The following is a 17382-nucleotide window of genomic DNA, read 5'->3' as shown; positions in this document are numbered from 1 at the left end:
CTGGCTTTTTTCATTTTGGGGAATTGTCATGGCTGAACCGCAGCTGCTGTTGAACTATACCGGGCATCTGCCCGAATGCCCGACGTGGAGTGCTGAAGAGAAGGCGCTCTACTGGGCGGATATTCTGGAAGGGGAGATTCATCGGTACCATCTGCCCACCGCGGAACACTCGGTGCTCTCATTCCATGAAGAAGTTGGGTGTTTTGCCCTGCGTGAACGCGGCGGATTTATCGTCGCGATGCGAAACGCCATCTGGCTGACCGATAAACACGGCCTGCTCCAGCGTAAGGTTTGCGATAACCCGTCCAACCCGCAGCTTGCACGCTTTAACGATGGAGGCACCGACCATCAGGGACGGTTTTATGCGGGCACGTTCTGGGGGCCGGGAGATTATAACGGCGCCATGTTGATGCGTATCGACAACGACCTGACACCGAAAGTGATCCAGTGCGATATTCAGGGGCATAACGGTTTAGCGTTTAGCCCTGACAAACGGTGGATGTTTACTTCTGATACGCCGAACGGTGTGATCTACCGTACGCCGCTTGATGAGCAGGGGGAACCCGGTAAGCGCGAAGAGTTTCGCCGTTTTAGTGAGGGAGACGGTATACCCGACGGAGCGGCAATGGATGAGGAAGGCTGCTACTGGAGCGCACTGTTTGACGGCTGGCGTATCGCACGGTTTTCACCGCAAGGCGAACAGCTGGAAGAATACCGGCTGCCGGTACGCTGCCCGACAATGGTCTGCTTTGGCGGCGACGATATGAAAACGCTGTTTATCACCACCACGCGGGAAAATATGGAGGCGGAGGAGCTGGCGAAATACCCGCTTTCCGGTGCCATCTTCACCCTGCCTGTAAATGTGGCAGGGATGAAGAAAAGCCGCTTTATCGAACATTAAGCCGGATCGACCGGGACCACGTTTTCGCTCGGATAGCAGCCCAGGACTTTCATGGAGCGTGTGATCTCGCCCAGTTCGCGCAGGGCTTTCTGCATGGATGCAGACTCCAGGTTGGCCTGAACGTCGAGATAGAACATCTCTTCCCACGGGTTGCCATGTATTGGGCGGGATTCCAGCTTCGTCATGATCAGGTTGTGATTACGCAGCACCAGCAGCGCTTCAACCAGCGCACCCGCCTGCTGGCCGGTCGCCATCAGCAGGGTGGTTTTCGCCGGGACCTGGTCCGACACGTTGATGGCCTTGCGGGCAAGAACCACGAAACGGGTGATATTTTGCGTCTGGTTGGCCAGATTGCGTTCCAGCACCTGTAAGCCATACAGCGCGCCGCCCGCTTCGCTACCGAGTGCCGCGACGGCAGGAGAGTTTGCCTGCGCCACTTTTTCCATCGCCGCCGAGGTGCTTTCGGTGTACTCAATTTTCCAGTGCGGATAACGGTTCAGGAACTGGCTGCACTGCTGGAACGGCTGCGGGTGGCTGTACACCGTTTCGATCTGACTCAGATCGGTTGAGCCAGAGACCAGCACGCAGTGATCGATAGGAATAGTCAGCTCACCGACCAGCGACAGGCTGGTGTGCTGGAGCAGATCGTAAACATCGTTGATGGCGCCGGAACTGGTGTTCTCAATAGGCACCACGGCGTAATCTGCCTGGCCGGTTTCGACCTGGTTGAAGATGTCTGCAAATTTTGCACAACCGCTCTCAATGAACTCTTCGAAATGACGGGCTGCGTACTGGCGAGCCGCCAGGTGAGAATAAGAACCTTTCGGGCCGAGGAAAGCGATCCGAGCAGAGTGCGGGTTGGTTTTGTTCAGATGCTGCTGGAGCAGGGCCTGTTGCGTCAGAACGGAATCTTCAATGATGAGCTGGAACAGGCGGGTGATGTAGTGGGCATCAAGATGATGCGCTTTGCCGAGCTGTATCAACCGTTCCAGTAAATCACGCTCGCGATCGATATCGCGCACTGGCCGATGAGAATCCAGCTTGGCTTTGCCAACTTCAATGGCGAGCGCGCGGCGTTCTGCCAGCAGGGCCAGTAACTTTTCGTCGAGTGCACTGATTTTTACGCGTAAATCCAGGAGCGGGTTTTCCGGTGTCATAGTGTTGTCTGTCTCATTTTATCGTTATCAATAAAAAAGGCCTCCCGGTGTGGGAGGCCTTGTTGTTCGTCTTCGCATTCTTTATCACACGACGAAACGCCTCCCGGTCAGGGGAAGGTAAAAAAGAATGCGAAGAAAAACGGCGTCTGTTTCATTAGGTCATCCTGAAATTGATAGGGTTAAAGTACCTGTACTGTTTTGATCCTGTCAATAAAAAACGCGCCCGAAGGCGCGTTGTCGGTACACTCAATTTAAAGGATTACTCTTCTTCAACTTCTTCCGCGAAGCTGGCGTCTTTCACCGATGTTGTGGCGCGACGGGCTTCACCTTTGTGTTGCACTTTATTGAGCTGCCGTTCCAGCTTGTTGATCAAATCGTTAATTGCGGTGTACATATCCTCGTGTTTAGCGCTGGCGACCAGATGGCCGTTTGGAGTATTGATAGTTGCATCAGCGACGAAACCCTGCGGCTCCTTGGACAGGATGATATGTGGATTAATCAAATGTGTTTGCCATTTATCCAGTTTGGCGAGACGGTCTGCGACGTGCTGGCGGATTGCCGGAGTAATTTCCATTTGTTTACTGGTAATGTTCATTGTCATAAATTTTACCTCTTGTCTTTCCGTCTTGGTGATTCCAGCATACCCGACCTAATGTCAAAATGTGTGATTTAGATCACGTTATTTTGTCGGTTTTTGTCAGGGAATCTTTTTTGTGAGGCAGGGCAGGAAGAGGTGAGATTTACCTTGTCGAAGCCAGCAATTGCGGTCATAGTTGACTGGATGTGTTGAAGCTAAACCGCTTCAGCGTAAGTCTGAAAGAATAAAAAAACGGCAGCCTGAGGGCTGCCGTTATGCGTTGTAGCGGTATCAGGTGTTGCTGCTGTTCGCGGCGATGATTTTCGCCACTTTGTCAGCCTGAGCCGTCATCTGCATCTGGCGATACGCATTCTCCATCAGCTTCAGGCCATCACGCGTGGCCTGGGTATCTGGATAATCACGCAGCATGCCTTCTACACGGTTAACCACGGCAACCCATGCGCCACGGCGAGTGTAGTATTCCGCGACGGAGTACTCGTATTTCGCCAGACGATCTTTCAGGAACACCAGACGCTTAGTGGCATCGGTAATGTACTGGCTGTTCGGGTAGCTACGCACCAGTTTGGAGAAGTCATTGAAAGCATCACGCGCATGTTGCGGGTCACGGTCAGAACGATCCACCCCGAAGAAGCCCTGCAATGCACTGTCATCCAGCGCCATGTTAGTCAGGCCGCGCATGTACATCACGTAATCGATGTTAGGATGGGTAGGGTTCAGACGCATGAAACGATCGATCGTTGCCTGAGCCAGCGGCAGATCGGCATTTTTATAGTAGGCGTAGATCAGATCTAACTGTACCTGCTGTGAATACGGACCAAACGGATAGCGATTATCCAACGCTTCCAGTTGCGTTATCGCCTGTTTCCAGTTACCGTCCTGCAACTTTTGTTGTGCAGTCGCATAGATTTCATTCGGCGGATTGTCAGGGACCTGTTCATTCGAACCGGAGCAGCCCACCAAAGCCAGGCTCAACGTGGCCGCTGCCACCAGATATTTCATGCGCGTCATGACGTTTTGACTTTCCTCAAATGTTTGTCCGGGAGAAACTCAGTTCCTGCTCCCGATTAAGACCAGCTACAATAGCACACTATATTAAACGGCAAAGCCGTAAAACCCAACGTTAAACGAAGAAGCAGTTTATGGCACAACGAGTAGAACTCACCGCAACAGTCTCCGAAAATCAGCTCGGTCAACGCTTAGATCAGGCTTTGGCCGAATTGTTCCCTGATTATTCGCGTTCACGTATAAAAGAATGGATCCTTGACCAGCGCGTGCTGGTAAACGGCAAGATCTGGGACAAACCAAAAGAGAAAGTGTTTGGTGGGGAAGCTGTCGCCATCAATGCTGAAATCGAAGAGGAAGTCCGCTTCGAGCCGCAGGATATCCCGCTGGATATCGTCTACGAAGATGACGATATTCTGGTCATCAACAAACCGCGTGACTTTGTCGTCCATCCGGGCGCGGGTAATCCTGACGGTACGGTACTTAACGCACTCCTTCATTATTACCCGCCGATAGCTGACGTACCGCGTGCCGGTATCGTTCACCGTCTGGATAAAGACACCACGGGTCTGATGGTGGTGGCGAAGACGATCCCCGCCCAGACTCGACTGGTGGAATCTTTGCAGCTGCGCGAAATCACCCGTGAGTATGAAGCGGTGGCCATTGGTCATATGACCTCTGGCGGCACGGTGGAAGAGCCGATTAGTCGTCATCCAACCAAGCGTACGCATATGTCCGTGCACCCGATGGGTAAACCGGCGGTGACCCACTACCGCATCATGGAACATTTCCGTATTCATACACGCCTGCGTCTGCGTCTGGAAACCGGGCGTACTCACCAGATCCGCGTGCACATGGCGCATATTACCCATCCACTGGTGGGTGACCCTGTTTACGGCGGTCGTCCGCGTCCACCAAAGGGCGCATCGGATGAATTCATCTCCGTGCTGCGTAAATTCGATCGCCAGGCGCTGCATGCGACGATGCTACGTCTTTACCACCCAATCACCGGAATTCAGATGGAATGGCATGCGCCTATCCCACAGGATATGGTGGAACTTATCGACGCGATGCGCGCAGATTTCGAAGAACATAAGGATCACGTGGACTGGTTATGACCAAACTGATTGTCCCGGAGTGGCCGCTGCCTGAAGGCGTGGCCGCCTGTAGCTCGACCCGTATCGGTGGCGTGAGCCAGGGTGCGTGGGCGTCTTTGAACCTCGGTGCGCACTGTGGCGATAACCTGGAGCACGTCGAAGAGAACCGTAAACGCCTCTTTGCTGCGGGAAACCTTCCTTCAAAACCGGTCTGGCTTGAGCAGGTGCACGGTAAAGCGGTGCTGAAGCTTACGGGTGAGCCCTATGCGTCTAAACGCGCCGATGCTTCGTACAGCAATACGCCGGGAACGGTTTGCGCGGTGATGACCGCTGATTGCCTGCCGGTGTTGTTTTGTAACCGTGCCGGTACGGAGATTGCAGCAGCGCATGCGGGCTGGCGTGGCTTGTGTGAAGGCGTGCTGGAAGAGACCGTTGCCTGCTTCCAGGACGATTCTGCAAATCTCATCGCCTGGCTTGGCCCGGCGATTGGCCCGCAGGCATTTGAAGTGGGGCCTGAGGTTCGGCAAGCTTTTATGGAAAAAGATCCTCAGGCGGTTAATGCGTTTGTGGCGTCCGGCGATAAATATCTGGCCGATATTTATCAGCTTGCCCGCCAGCGCCTTAATAATGTCGGCGTGACCCAGATCTTTGGCGGAGATCGCTGTACATTCACCGAAAAGGGTGATTTTTTCTCCTGGCGCCGTGACAAGACGACAGGCCGTATGGCAAGTTTCATTTGGCTGATATAACCTAAAGAATCAAGACGATCCGGTACGCGCCGTTTTCTTTTCACATAATTCAGGTTATTAACCTTGAATAATTGAGGGATGACCTCATTTAATCTCCAGTAGCAAATTTGACCTGTTATGGGAGGAGTTATGCGTCTGGATCGTCTTACTAATAAATTCCAGCTTGCTCTCGCCGATGCCCAGTCCCTCGCACTGGGGCACGACAACCAATTTATCGAACCTCTTCATTTAATGAGCGCCTTGCTGAATCAGGAAGGGGGATCGGTACGTCCTTTGTTAACGTCCGCTGGCATTAATGCCGGCCAGTTACGCACCGCCATCGATCAGGCGCTGAGTCGTTTACCGCAGGTAGAAGGTACCGGTGGCGACGTACAGCCGTCACAGGATCTGGTGCGTGTACTGAACCTTTGCGACAAGCTGGCGCAAAAACGTGGGGACAACTTTATTTCGTCAGAGCTGTTTGTTCTGGCGGCGCTTGAATCACGCGGTACCTTAACCGACCTGCTGAAATCCGCCGGTGCAACCACCGCTAATGTGACCCAGGCGATTGAGAAAATGCGCGGAGGTGAAAGCGTGAACGACCAGGGAGCCGAAGACCAACGTCAGGCTTTGAAGAAATTTACGGTCGACCTGACCGAACGTGCCGAGCAGGGCAAACTTGACCCGGTAATCGGCCGTGACGAAGAAATTCGTCGGACTATCCAGGTACTGCAACGTCGTACCAAAAACAACCCGGTGCTGATTGGTGAGCCTGGCGTCGGTAAAACCGCCATCGTTGAAGGGCTGGCGCAGCGTATCGTTAATGGCGAAGTGCCCGAAGGGCTGAAAGGCCGTCGCGTACTGGCGCTGGATATGGGCGCGCTGGTGGCCGGGGCGAAATACCGCGGTGAATTTGAAGAGCGTCTGAAAGGCGTGCTGAACGATCTGGCGAAACAGGAAGGTAACGTCATCCTGTTTATCGACGAACTGCACACCATGGTGGGCGCGGGTAAAGCTGACGGCGCAATGGATGCCGGGAACATGCTGAAACCTGCGCTGGCACGTGGTGAACTTCACTGCGTCGGCGCCACTACGCTGGACGAGTATCGTCAGTACATTGAAAAAGATGCCGCGCTGGAGCGTCGCTTCCAGAAGGTGTTTGTCGCTGAACCAAGCGTTGAAGATACCATCGCCATTTTGCGTGGTCTGAAAGAGCGTTATGAGCTGCACCATCACGTGCAGATCACTGACCCGGCCATCGTTGCGGCGGCGACGCTTTCGCATCGTTACATTGCCGACCGTCAGTTGCCGGATAAAGCCATCGACCTTATCGATGAAGCGGCGTCCAGCATCCGTATGCAGATTGACTCGAAACCGGAAGAGCTGGACCGACTCGATCGCCGCATTATCCAGCTCAAGCTGGAACAGCAGGCGCTGAACAAAGAGTCTGACGAAGCGAGTAAGAAACGCCTCGATATGCTTAACGAAGAACTGGACGAGAAAGAGCGTCAGTATTCTGAGCTGGAAGAAGAGTGGAAAGCTGAGAAAGCCTCCCTCTCTGGCACCCAGACAATCAAGGCGGAGCTGGAGCAGGCGAAAATTGCCATTGAGCAGGCCCGTCGCGTAGGAGATCTGGCGCGGATGTCCGAGCTACAGTACGGCAAGATCCCTGAGCTGGAAAAACAGCTTGAGATCGCCACGCAGTCGGAAGGCAAAACCATGCGTCTGTTGCGTAATAAAGTGACGGATGCCGAGATTGCCGAAGTGCTGGCGCGCTGGACGGGTATTCCTGTGGCTCGCATGATGGAAAGCGAACGTGAGAAACTGCTGCGTATGGAGCAGGATCTGCATCAGCGCGTCATTGGACAGAACGAAGCGGTCGAAGCGGTATCTAACGCCATTCGTCGTAGCCGTGCGGGGCTGTCCGATCCGAATCGTCCAATCGGCTCGTTCCTTTTCCTGGGGCCAACCGGTGTCGGTAAAACCGAGCTGTGTAAAGCGCTGGCTAACTTTATGTTCGACAGCGATGACGCGATGGTGCGTATCGATATGTCCGAGTTTATGGAGAAACACTCCGTCTCGCGTCTGGTCGGTGCGCCTCCGGGATATGTCGGTTATGAAGAGGGCGGTTACCTGACGGAAGCGGTTCGTCGTCGTCCTTATTCCGTCATCCTGCTGGATGAAGTGGAAAAGGCTCATCCTGACGTGTTTAACATTCTGTTGCAGGTGCTGGATGATGGGCGTCTGACGGACGGGCAGGGAAGAACGGTCGACTTCCGTAACACGGTGGTGATCATGACCTCGAACCTGGGTTCCGATTTGATTCAGGAACGCTTCGGTGAGCTGGATTACAGCCATATGAAAGATCTGGTGCTGGGTGTGGTCAGCCAAAACTTCCGTCCGGAGTTCATCAACCGTATTGATGAAGTAGTCGTGTTCCATCCGCTGGGTGAGAAACACATTGCGTCGATTGCGCAGATCCAGTTGCAGCGTCTGTACAAGCGTCTGGAAGAGCGTGGGTATGAAATCCACATCTCGGATGATGCGCTGAAACTGCTGAGCGAGAATGGTTACGATCCTGTTTATGGCGCGCGTCCGTTAAAACGTGCAATCCAGCAGCAGATCGAAAACCCGCTGGCGCAGCAAATCCTTTCCGGGGAGCTGGTTCCGGGCAAAGTTATCCGTCTGGAAGCCAATGAAGACCGAATTGTGGCAGTGCAGTAAGTCACAAAACGCAAAAACGGGCCGCTTGCGGCTCGTTTTTGTTTAAAAACCAGGCAAGAATTAAGGTCTGAGATGTGTTTTGCCTGGAAAGTGAGCAGTCAGTAAATAATTTTCACTTTGCACTTGCAGCCTCAGAATAACTCCCTATAATGCGCCTCCACTGACACGGAACAACGGCACGCACGCCGCCGGGTCAGCAGAGAAAAGCAAAATAAACGCTTGACTCTGAAGCGGGGAAGCGTAATATGCACACCCCGCGCCGCAGCGAAAACGTAGCGGCACTGCTCTTTAACAATTTATCAGACAATCTGTGTGGGCACTCAAAGTGACATGGATTCTTAATGTCCTCGGACACTAAATGAATACCAAGTCTCAACGAGTGAACACGTAATTCATTACGAAGTTTAATTCATTGAGCATCAAACTTTTAAATTGAAGAGTTTGATCATGGCTCAGATTGAACGCTGGCGGCAGGCCTAACACATGCAAGTCGAACGGTAACAGGAAGCAGCTTGCTGCTTTGCTGACGAGTGGCGGACGGGTGAGTAATGTCTGGGAAACTGCCTGATGGAGGGGGATAACTACTGGAAACGGTAGCTAATACCGCATAACGTCGCAAGACCAAAGAGGGGGACCTTCGGGCCTCTTGCCATCGGATGTGCCCAGATGGGATTAGCTAGTAGGTGGGGTAACGGCTCACCTAGGCGACGATCCCTAGCTGGTCTGAGAGGATGACCAGCCACACTGGAACTGAGACACGGTCCAGACTCCTACGGGAGGCAGCAGTGGGGAATATTGCACAATGGGCGCAAGCCTGATGCAGCCATGCCGCGTGTATGAAGAAGGCCTTCGGGTTGTAAAGTACTTTCAGCGGGGAGGAAGGCGACAGGGTTAATAACCCTGTCGATTGACGTTACCCGCAGAAGAAGCACCGGCTAACTCCGTGCCAGCAGCCGCGGTAATACGGAGGGTGCAAGCGTTAATCGGAATTACTGGGCGTAAAGCGCACGCAGGCGGTCTGTCAAGTCGGATGTGAAATCCCCGGGCTCAACCTGGGAACTGCATTCGAAACTGGCAGGCTAGAGTCTTGTAGAGGGGGGTAGAATTCCAGGTGTAGCGGTGAAATGCGTAGAGATCTGGAGGAATACCGGTGGCGAAGGCGGCCCCCTGGACAAAGACTGACGCTCAGGTGCGAAAGCGTGGGGAGCAAACAGGATTAGATACCCTGGTAGTCCACGCCGTAAACGATGTCGACTTGGAGGTTGTGCCCTTGAGGCGTGGCTTCCGGAGCTAACGCGTTAAGTCGACCGCCTGGGGAGTACGGCCGCAAGGTTAAAACTCAAATGAATTGACGGGGGCCCGCACAAGCGGTGGAGCATGTGGTTTAATTCGATGCAACGCGAAGAACCTTACCTACTCTTGACATCCAGAGAACTTAGCAGAGATGCTTTGGTGCCTTCGGGAACTCTGAGACAGGTGCTGCATGGCTGTCGTCAGCTCGTGTTGTGAAATGTTGGGTTAAGTCCCGCAACGAGCGCAACCCTTATCCTTTGTTGCCAGCGGTTAGGCCGGGAACTCAAAGGAGACTGCCAGTGATAAACTGGAGGAAGGTGGGGATGACGTCAAGTCATCATGGCCCTTACGAGTAGGGCTACACACGTGCTACAATGGCGCATACAAAGAGAAGCGACCTCGCGAGAGCAAGCGGACCTCATAAAGTGCGTCGTAGTCCGGATTGGAGTCTGCAACTCGACTCCATGAAGTCGGAATCGCTAGTAATCGTGGATCAGAATGCCACGGTGAATACGTTCCCGGGCCTTGTACACACCGCCCGTCACACCATGGGAGTGGGTTGCAAAAGAAGTAGGTAGCTTAACCTTCGGGAGGGCGCTTACCACTTTGTGATTCATGACTGGGGTGAAGTCGTAACAAGGTAACCGTAGGGGAACCTGCGGTTGGATCACCTCCTTACCTTAAAGAACCTGCCTTTGCAGTGCTCACACAGATTGTCTGATGAAAAGTAAATAGCAAGGCGTCTTGCGATTGAGACTGTACGTCCCCTTCGTCTAGAGGCCCAGGACACCGCCCTTTCACGGCGGTAACAGGGGTTCGAATCCCCTAGGGGACGCCACTTGCTGGTTCGTGAGTGAAAGTCACCTGCCGTCATATCTCAAAACTGACTTGCGAGTCATGTTTGAGATATTTGCTCTTTAAAAATCTGGATCAAGCTGAAAATTGAAACGACACACAGCTCATGTGTGTTCGAGTCTCTCAAATTTTCGCAATCAGAAGTGAAACATCTTCGGGTTGTGAGGTTAAGCGACTAAGCGTACACGGTGGATGCCCTGGCAGTCAGAGGCGATGAAGGACGTGCTAATCTGCGAAAAGCGCCGGCGAGGTGATATGAACCTTTGACCCGGCGATGTCCGAATGGGGAAACCCAGTGCAATTCGTTGCACTATCGTTAACTGAATACATAGGTTAACGAGGCGAACCGGGGGAACTGAAACATCTAAGTACCCCGAGGAAAAGAAATCAACCGAGATTCCCCCAGTAGCGGCGAGCGAACGGGGAGCAGCCCGGAGTCTGAATCAGCTTGTGTGTTAGTGGAACGGTCTGGAAAGTCCGACGGTACAGGGTGATAGTCCCGTACACGAAAGCACACTTGCTGTGAACTCGAAGAGTAGGGCGGGACACGTGGTATCCTGTCTGAATATGGGGGGACCATCCTCCAAGGCTAAATACTCCTGACTGACCGATAGTGAACCAGTACCGTGAGGGAAAGGCGAAAAGAACCCCGGCGAGGGGAGTGAAAAAGAACCTGAAACCGTGTACGTACAAGCAGTGGGAGCCTCTTTATGGGGTGACTGCGTACCTTTTGTATAATGGGTCAGCGACTTATATTCTGTAGCAAGGTTAACCGTATAGGGGAGCCGAAGGGAAACCGAGTCTTAACTGGGCGTTAAGTTGCAGGGTATAGACCCGAAACCCGGTGATCTAGCCATGGGCAGGTTGAAGGTTGGGTAACACTAACTGGAGGACCGAACCGACTAATGTTGAAAAATTAGCGGATGACCTGTGGCTGGGGGTGAAAGGCCAATCAAACCGGGAGATAGCTGGTTCTCCCCGAAAGCTATTTAGGTAGCGCCTCGTGAATTCATCTTCGGGGGTAGAGCACTGTTTCGGCTAGGGGGCCATCCCGGCTTACCAACCCGATGCAAACTACGAATACCGAAGAATGTTATCACGGGAGACACACGGCGGGTGCTAACGTCCGTCGTGAAGAGGGAAACAACCCAGACCGCCAGCTAAGGTCCCAAAGTCATGGTTAAGTGGGAAACGATGTGGGAAGGCACAGACAGCCAGGATGTTGGCTTAGAAGCAGCCATCATTTAAAGAAAGCGTAATAGCTCACTGGTCGAGTCGGCCTGCGCGGAAGATGTAACGGGGCTAAACCATGCACCGAAGCTGCGGCAGCGACACTATGTGTTGTTGGGTAGGGGAGCGTTCTGTAAGCCGTTGAAGGTGTGCTGTGAGGCATGCTGGAGGTATCAGAAGTGCGAATGCTGACATAAGTAACGATAAAGCGGGTGAAAAGCCCGCTCGCCGGAAGACCAAGGGTTCCTGTCCAACGTTAATCGGGGCAGGGTGAGTCGACCCCTAAGGCGAGGCCGAAAGGCGTAGTCGATGGGAAACAGGTTAATATTCCTGTACTTGGTGTTACTGCGAAGGGGGGACGGAGAAGGCTATGTCAGCCGGGCGACGGTTGTCCCGGTTTAAGCATGTAGGCGGAGGTTCCAGGTAAATCCGGTACCTTATTAACGCTGAGGTGTGATGACGAGGCACTACGGTGCTGAAGTGATAAATGCCCTGCTTCCAGGAAAAGCCTCTAAGCATCAGGTAACACGAAATCGTACCCCAAACCGACACAGGTGGTCAGGTAGAGAATACCAAGGCGCTTGAGAGAACTCGGGTGAAGGAACTAGGCAAAATGGTGCCGTAACTTCGGGAGAAGGCACGCTGATATGTAGGTGAAGTCCCTGCGGACGGAGCTGAAATCAGTCGAAGATACCAGCTGGCTGCAACTGTTTATTAAAAACACAGCACTGTGCAAACACGAAAGTGGACGTATACGGTGTGACGCCTGCCCGGTGCCGGAAGGTTAATTGATGGGGTTAGCGGCAACGCGAAGCTCTTGATCGAAGCCCCGGTAAACGGCGGCCGTAACTATAACGGTCCTAAGGTAGCGAAATTCCTTGTCGGGTAAGTTCCGACCTGCACGAATGGCGTAATGATGGCCAGGCTGTCTCCACCCGAGACTCAGTGAAATTGAACTCGCTGTGAAGATGCAGTGTACCCGCGGCAAGACGGAAAGACCCCGTGAACCTTTACTATAGCTTGACACTGAACACTGGTCCTTGATGTGTAGGATAGGTGGGAGGCTTTGAAGCGTGGACGCCAGTCTGCGTGGAGCCAACCTTGAAATACCACCCTTTAATGGCTGGTGTTCTAACGTAGACCCGTAATCCGGGTTGCGGACAGTGTCTGGTGGGTAGTTTGACTGGGGCGGTCTCCTCCCAAAGAGTAACGGAGGAGCACGAAGGTTGGCTAATCCTGGTCGGACATCAGGAGGTTAGTGCAATGGCATAAGCCAGCTTGACTGCGAGCGTGACGGCGCGAGCAGGTGCGAAAGCAGGTCATAGTGATCCGGTGGTTCTGAATGGAAGGGCCATCGCTCAACGGATAAAAGGTACTCCGGGGATAACAGGCTGATACCGCCCAAGAGTTCATATCGACGGCGGTGTTTGGCACCTCGATGTCGGCTCATCACATCCTGGGGCTGAAGTAGGTCCCAAGGGTATGGCTGTTCGCCATTTAAAGTGGTACGCGAGCTGGGTTTAGAACGTCGTGAGACAGTTCGGTCCCTATCTGCCGTGGGCGCTGGAGAATTGAGGGGGGCTGCTCCTAGTACGAGAGGACCGGAGTGGACGCATCACTGGTGTTCGGGTTGTCATGCCAATGGCACTGCCCGGTAGCTAAATGCGGAAGAGATAAGTGCTGAAAGCATCTAAGCACGAAACTTGCCCCGAGATGAGTTCTCCCTGAGACTTTAAGTCTCCTGAAGGAACGTTGAAGACTACGACGTTGATAGGTCGGGTGTGTAAGCGCAGCGATGCGTTGAGCTAACCGATACTAATGAACCGTGAGGCTTAACCTTACAACGCCGAAGCTGTTTTGGCGAAGAGACAGACACGATTTTCAGCCTGATACAGATTAACAGAATTTGCCTGGCGGCTTTAGCGCGGTGGTCCCACCTGACCCCATGCCGAACTCAGAAGTGAAACGCCGTAGCGCCGATGGTAGTGTGGGGTCTCCCCATGTGAGAGTAGGGAACTGCCAGGCATCAAACAGAAAGAACCCCGTACCGGAAGGTGCGGGGTTTTTTGCTTTGTGCACGGAAAAACATGCCGGATGGCGGCTTCCCCTTATCCGGCCTACAATTGTTAAAACGATTTTAACAATGGTGCCGCTTTGACTCGTCCTTTTGATTACCAACAAGATTTTGCAAATATAAATTTTCGCGAACATCCCGAACGGTATCAGGTTGGCCGGGGTGAGCAGGGCGTATTGATGGTCGAGCCTTATAAAAGCGAAATCCTTCCACACTGGCGTTTTAAAAATTCTGAAGTCGCAGCGCGTTCGGCACAAGAGATATACGCTCTCTTTGAAGAGTACCGCAGTAAAAACGATTTTGTAGGCATGGATATGGCGCGTAAATTCATACAAATGGGCTATACCCGCGCCCGGCGATACGCGAATCATAAGGGCGGTAAAAAGTATGATGCGGAACGACAAGTCAAACCCCTCGATCACGATCCAGTAAAAGCAGAAGCAGCCGCAGTCTTCAAAAAGTGGTGGGATAAAATTCGTGCAGACGAAGATTACTTGCAGCGAAAAAAGGCCCACCAGCAGTCCTGGGGATAATTACTGCGTCCGCTAATAATTAGATAGCTGATCGAGTTCACAAAACGCAATGAAACATATTGGAAACATTTTATTTACCTAACGATTCGTTTTAAATCCGGTTTTACTGTTTGTGGGCAAAGGCCCGCAATGTGAGACAGGGGATATTAAAATGACAGAAACCGTAGCCAGTGCAGATACGGATAACACCAATTTGGCAGGTAAGGATACTCGCCGTCGGGTTTGGGCAATCGTTGGGGCCTCATCAGGAAACCTTGTAGAGTGGTTTGACTTTTACGTCTATTCATTTTGTTCACTCTACTTTGCGCATATCTTTTTCCCGTCAGGGAACACCACAACTCAGCTTTTGCAAACCGCAGGCGTTTTTGCCGCCGGGTTCCTGATGCGCCCTATCGGTGGATGGCTATTCGGCAGGATCGCGGACAGGAAAGGGCGCAAGACATCCATGCTCATCTCTGTATGCATGATGTGCGTCGGCTCGCTGGTGATTGCCTGCCTGCCCGGTTATGAGACTATCGGAACATGGGCACCGGCGTTGTTGTTGCTGGCACGTCTGTTCCAGGGGCTATCGGTCGGTGGCGAATATGGCACCAGTGCGACATACATGAGCGAAGTGGCGGTTGAAGGGCGCAAAGGTTTCTATGCATCATTCCAGTATGTAACCCTCATTGGCGGACAGCTACTGGCGTTACTGGTTGTGGTGATCCTTCAACAAATCCTTAGCGATGAAGATTTACGCGCCTGGGGCTGGCGCATTCCGTTTGCCCTGGGGGCAGCCCTGGCGGTTGTGGCGCTGTGGCTACGCCGTCAGCTTGATGAAACCTCACAACAGGAGGTCAGGGCGCTTAAAGAAGCTGGTTCGATGAAAGGGCTGTGGCGTAACCGCAAAGCATTTTTGATGGTATTAGGCTTTACCGCCGCAGGCTCGCTAAGCTTCTATACCTTCACCACCTATATGCAAAAATATCTGGTCAACACCACGGGCATGCATGCAAACGTTGCGAGTGTCGTCATGACGGTGGCGTTACTGGTCTTTATGCTCATCCAGCCGATTGTCGGCGCGCTGTCGGACAAAATTGGTCGCCGTACCTCCATGCTGATCTTTGGCGGCATGCTCACCCTGGGTACCGTTCCGCTTTTGACGGCGCTACAGCATACAACCTCTCCGTATGCCGCTTTCGCTTTAATCATGGTGGCGCTCATTATTGTCAGTTTTTACACGGCAATCAGTGGCATTTTGAAAGCGGAAATGTTTCCCGCACAGGTGAGGGCGCTGGGCGTAGGCCTCTCTTATGCGGTTGCAAACGCCCTGTTCGGCGGTTCGGCAGAGTATGTCGCGTTATCCCTTAAGTCATGGGGCAGTGAAACGACCTTCTTCTGGTATGTCACCGTTATGGGGGCGCTGGCGTTTATTGTCTCGCTGATGCTGCATCGCAAAGGAAAAGGTATCCGCCTTTAATAATGCGCCATCTGCCAGACGGCGTAGCCGGTTGTTGCCCCGGCTACGTCCCAGGCAAAATCTTTCCAGCTCCAGCCACTTCCCGAGGGGCGGCTATCCCAAAGTTCTTTTGATGCCCCCAGGCTGATGGAGAACATCAGGCCTATTGTGGCACTTCGATCCCTGCTATAACCCTGGTGCAGCGCATACTCATTGCCCGCAGCGGACAACATTGCAGACGCCAGAAAGTGTTGAGCTTTATCCTGACCCGACCAGTTATCATTAGCCATATGGCTGCAACCTGTCAGCAAAAGAGGGATTATCAGGCAAGGCGTACGCATTAACAGGCTCCATAAAAAAAGCCCCGCCGATGACAGGGCTCGTGTATTACAGAATGCGGCTGATGAGGCGATCGATACGGATCCGACGTAGACGGCGAATCAGCTTGCGAACTTTCACCGGGTAATCAGCGATGCTTTGCAGATCGCGATAATGACGAACCACTGTGGTATGCGTGCGTATAAGCTCCAGCTCACGATCGCGTTTCGCGGCTAACGCATGCTGAGGATCGTGAATAAGAATGGCGTTTTCCAAATCCAGACGCCAGGCGCGTGGGTTCAGGTTATTACCGGTCAGCAGAATCCACTCGTCATCAACCCACATTCCTTTGAGATGATAACTGTTATCTTCATCTTTCCAGAGGCGCACGACGAGCTGGTCCGTGTTCACATAGTACTGTAAACGGCTCAGAAAGCGGCGCAGGTTAATCTCATAGAGATAAGGCAGTGCGCCGATGATCTTGAAAGGCTGATCTTCCGGAATGAAAAAGTCGTTTGCCGTTTTATCCCCGACAATGATTTCCACCTTTTTACCATCACGCAGCAGCTGAATGATATTACGCACCAGAACGGCGGGAAGGTTGAAGTACGGGGTGCAGATGGTGAGCTTATGCTCCGCGCACGGCATCAAATGGAAGATAGTCTTGTTCAGGAGGCTGGATTTACCCAGGCCTACCAGAGGCGTAACGGATAGTTCTTCATTATTGGCATCACCCTGGAAACGATAAATCGCATCGCGCAGCTCCTGGCGGAAGGAGCGAACGTCGTTTTTGATTTCCGGGCTTTTCGGGCGATGAGGATCGTCAAGACGGTGCACACCCCGGCCATGAACCAGGTTTTTATCAACCCAGTTGAACATGATGTCGGTCATCTGCGGATTACGGATAAGATGGTAGCGATCGTAACGGTATTTATCGAGCTGATGGAGATACACATCATTCAGACTGGCGCCGCTATAAAGGACGCTGTCATCAATGATAAATCCTTTAAAATGAAGAACGCCAAGCGCTTCACGGGTATTCACCGGTACGCCATATACCGGGATATCAATACCCGGATTTTCCTGGGCCATGCGGCAATACCAGTCAGCATTGGTATTCGAGGCAGCCGCACCAATACGGCCACGCTGAGCACGGTGCCAGTCAACCAGCACGCGAACATCCAGTTCCGGACGCTGACGTTTCGCTTCATAGAGCGCGTTCAGGATCGCACGCCCACCTTCATCTTGTTCAAGATAGAGCGCCACAATGCAAATACGTCGCGTAGCGCTGGCAATCTTTTCAAGAAGCGTCTCCCGGAAATGAGCGGGAGCATAAAAGAACTCTACATCATCAACTGACTGAGAAATCTTCGGTAGTTGAGCAAGGTGTTGTTGATGTTTATTACGCTTAAATTTTGACAACATCACAGTGCG

Annotated in this window: 12 protein-coding genes, 1 tRNA gene, 3 rRNA genes and 1 other annotated feature; of the genes, 10 read left to right on the top strand and 6 right to left on the bottom strand. The window is 52.8% G+C overall.

Annotated elements, in window-relative coordinates; all coding sequences use genetic code 11:
- Positions 1-28: 28 nt before the first annotated feature.
- On the top strand, positions 29-901 hold the full coding sequence (locus BFV65_RS15515) for an SMP-30/gluconolactonase/LRE family protein (protein ID WP_022649059.1): 873 nt from the start codon (positions 29-31) through the stop codon (positions 899-901).
- On the opposite strand, the gene pheA is transcribed toward BFV65_RS15515, so the two are convergent.
- The 4 genes from pheA to bamD form a co-directional block, all read right to left on the bottom strand.
- On the bottom strand, positions 898-2058 hold the full coding sequence (gene pheA, locus BFV65_RS15510; protein WP_023306733.1) for a bifunctional chorismate mutase/prephenate dehydratase: 1161 nt from the start codon (positions 2056-2058) through the stop codon (positions 898-900). The genes BFV65_RS15515 and pheA overlap by 4 nt on opposite strands.
- 30 nt (positions 2059-2088) lie before the next feature.
- Positions 2089-2214 (bottom strand) — a sequence feature (Phe leader region).
- A complete protein-coding gene (pheL, locus tag BFV65_RS23205; RefSeq protein ID WP_100229775.1) occupies positions 2166-2213 on the bottom strand; it encodes a pheA operon leader peptide PheL in 48 nt (15 codons plus the stop codon). Its footprint overlaps the feature before it by 48 nt.
- Before the next feature lie 103 nt (positions 2215-2317).
- Positions 2318-2659, bottom strand: a complete 342-nt coding sequence (gene raiA, locus BFV65_RS15505; protein ID WP_006811628.1) for a ribosome-associated translation inhibitor RaiA — start codon at positions 2657-2659, stop codon at positions 2318-2320.
- Positions 2660-2926: 267 nt separating this feature from the next.
- Positions 2927-3664, bottom strand: a complete 738-nt coding sequence (gene bamD / locus BFV65_RS15500) for an outer membrane protein assembly factor BamD (RefSeq protein ID WP_003863164.1) — start codon at positions 3662-3664, stop codon at positions 2927-2929.
- A 131-nt stretch (positions 3665-3795) separates the two neighbouring features.
- Here bamD and rluD point away from each other — a divergent pair, with 131 nt between their 5' ends.
- The 9 genes from rluD (at position 3796) to BFV65_RS15455 (ending at position 15651) form a co-directional block, all read left to right on the top strand.
- A complete protein-coding gene (gene rluD / locus BFV65_RS15495) occupies positions 3796-4776 on the top strand; it encodes a 23S rRNA pseudouridine(1911/1915/1917) synthase RluD (RefSeq protein WP_022649057.1) in 981 nt (326 codons plus the stop codon).
- On the top strand, positions 4773-5504 hold the full coding sequence (gene yfiH / locus BFV65_RS15490) for a purine nucleoside phosphorylase YfiH (RefSeq protein ID WP_023298396.1): 732 nt from the start codon (positions 4773-4775) through the stop codon (positions 5502-5504). The genes rluD and yfiH overlap by 4 nt, the downstream gene beginning before the upstream one ends.
- A gap of 129 nt (positions 5505-5633) precedes the next feature.
- Complete coding sequence (clpB, locus tag BFV65_RS15485; protein ID WP_045308384.1) at positions 5634-8207, top strand: ATP-dependent chaperone ClpB; 2574 nt, start codon at positions 5634-5636, stop codon at positions 8205-8207.
- A 429-nt stretch (positions 8208-8636) separates the two neighbouring features.
- Positions 8637-10178, top strand: a 16S ribosomal RNA gene (locus BFV65_RS15480).
- A gap of 84 nt (positions 10179-10262) precedes the next feature.
- Positions 10263-10338, top strand: a tRNA-Glu gene (locus BFV65_RS15475).
- 182 nt (positions 10339-10520) lie between these two features.
- A 23S ribosomal RNA gene (locus BFV65_RS15470) occupies positions 10521-13425 on the top strand.
- Between the two features lie 69 nt (positions 13426-13494).
- A 5S ribosomal RNA gene (gene rrf, locus BFV65_RS15465) occupies positions 13495-13610 on the top strand.
- The 16S, 23S and 5S rRNA genes sit together here with 1 tRNA gene alongside, the layout of an rRNA operon.
- Before the next feature lie 129 nt (positions 13611-13739).
- Positions 13740-14192: a DUF4385 domain-containing protein gene (locus BFV65_RS15460; protein WP_032622345.1), complete on the top strand. Its 453-nt coding sequence runs from the start codon at positions 13740-13742 to the stop codon at positions 14190-14192.
- 151 nt (positions 14193-14343) lie between these two features.
- Entirely contained in the window at positions 14344-15651 is a 1308-nt protein-coding gene (locus BFV65_RS15455) for an MFS family transporter (RefSeq protein WP_069596830.1), read from the top strand.
- On the opposite strand, the gene BFV65_RS15450 is transcribed toward BFV65_RS15455, so the two are convergent.
- Both BFV65_RS15450 and pssA read right to left on the bottom strand, forming a co-directional pair.
- A complete protein-coding gene (locus BFV65_RS15450) occupies positions 15648-15971 on the bottom strand; it encodes a YfiM family lipoprotein (RefSeq protein WP_046618949.1) in 324 nt (107 codons plus the stop codon). The two genes, BFV65_RS15455 and BFV65_RS15450, sit on opposite strands and share 4 nt — an antisense overlap.
- A gap of 46 nt (positions 15972-16017) precedes the next feature.
- Positions 16018-17373 (bottom strand): CDP-diacylglycerol--serine O-phosphatidyltransferase, encoded by a 1356-nt coding sequence (gene pssA, locus BFV65_RS15445; protein ID WP_069596829.1) that lies wholly within the window; start codon positions 17371-17373, stop codon positions 16018-16020.
- Positions 17374-17382 lie beyond the last annotated feature (9 nt).

Origin of the sequence: Enterobacter hormaechei subsp. hoffmannii (genome assembly GCF_001729745.1) — a bacterium.
GTDB classification, from domain to species: Bacteria; Pseudomonadota; Gammaproteobacteria; order Enterobacterales; family Enterobacteriaceae; genus Enterobacter; species Enterobacter intestinihominis.
This window is presented reverse-complemented; position numbering and strand designations above follow the sequence as displayed.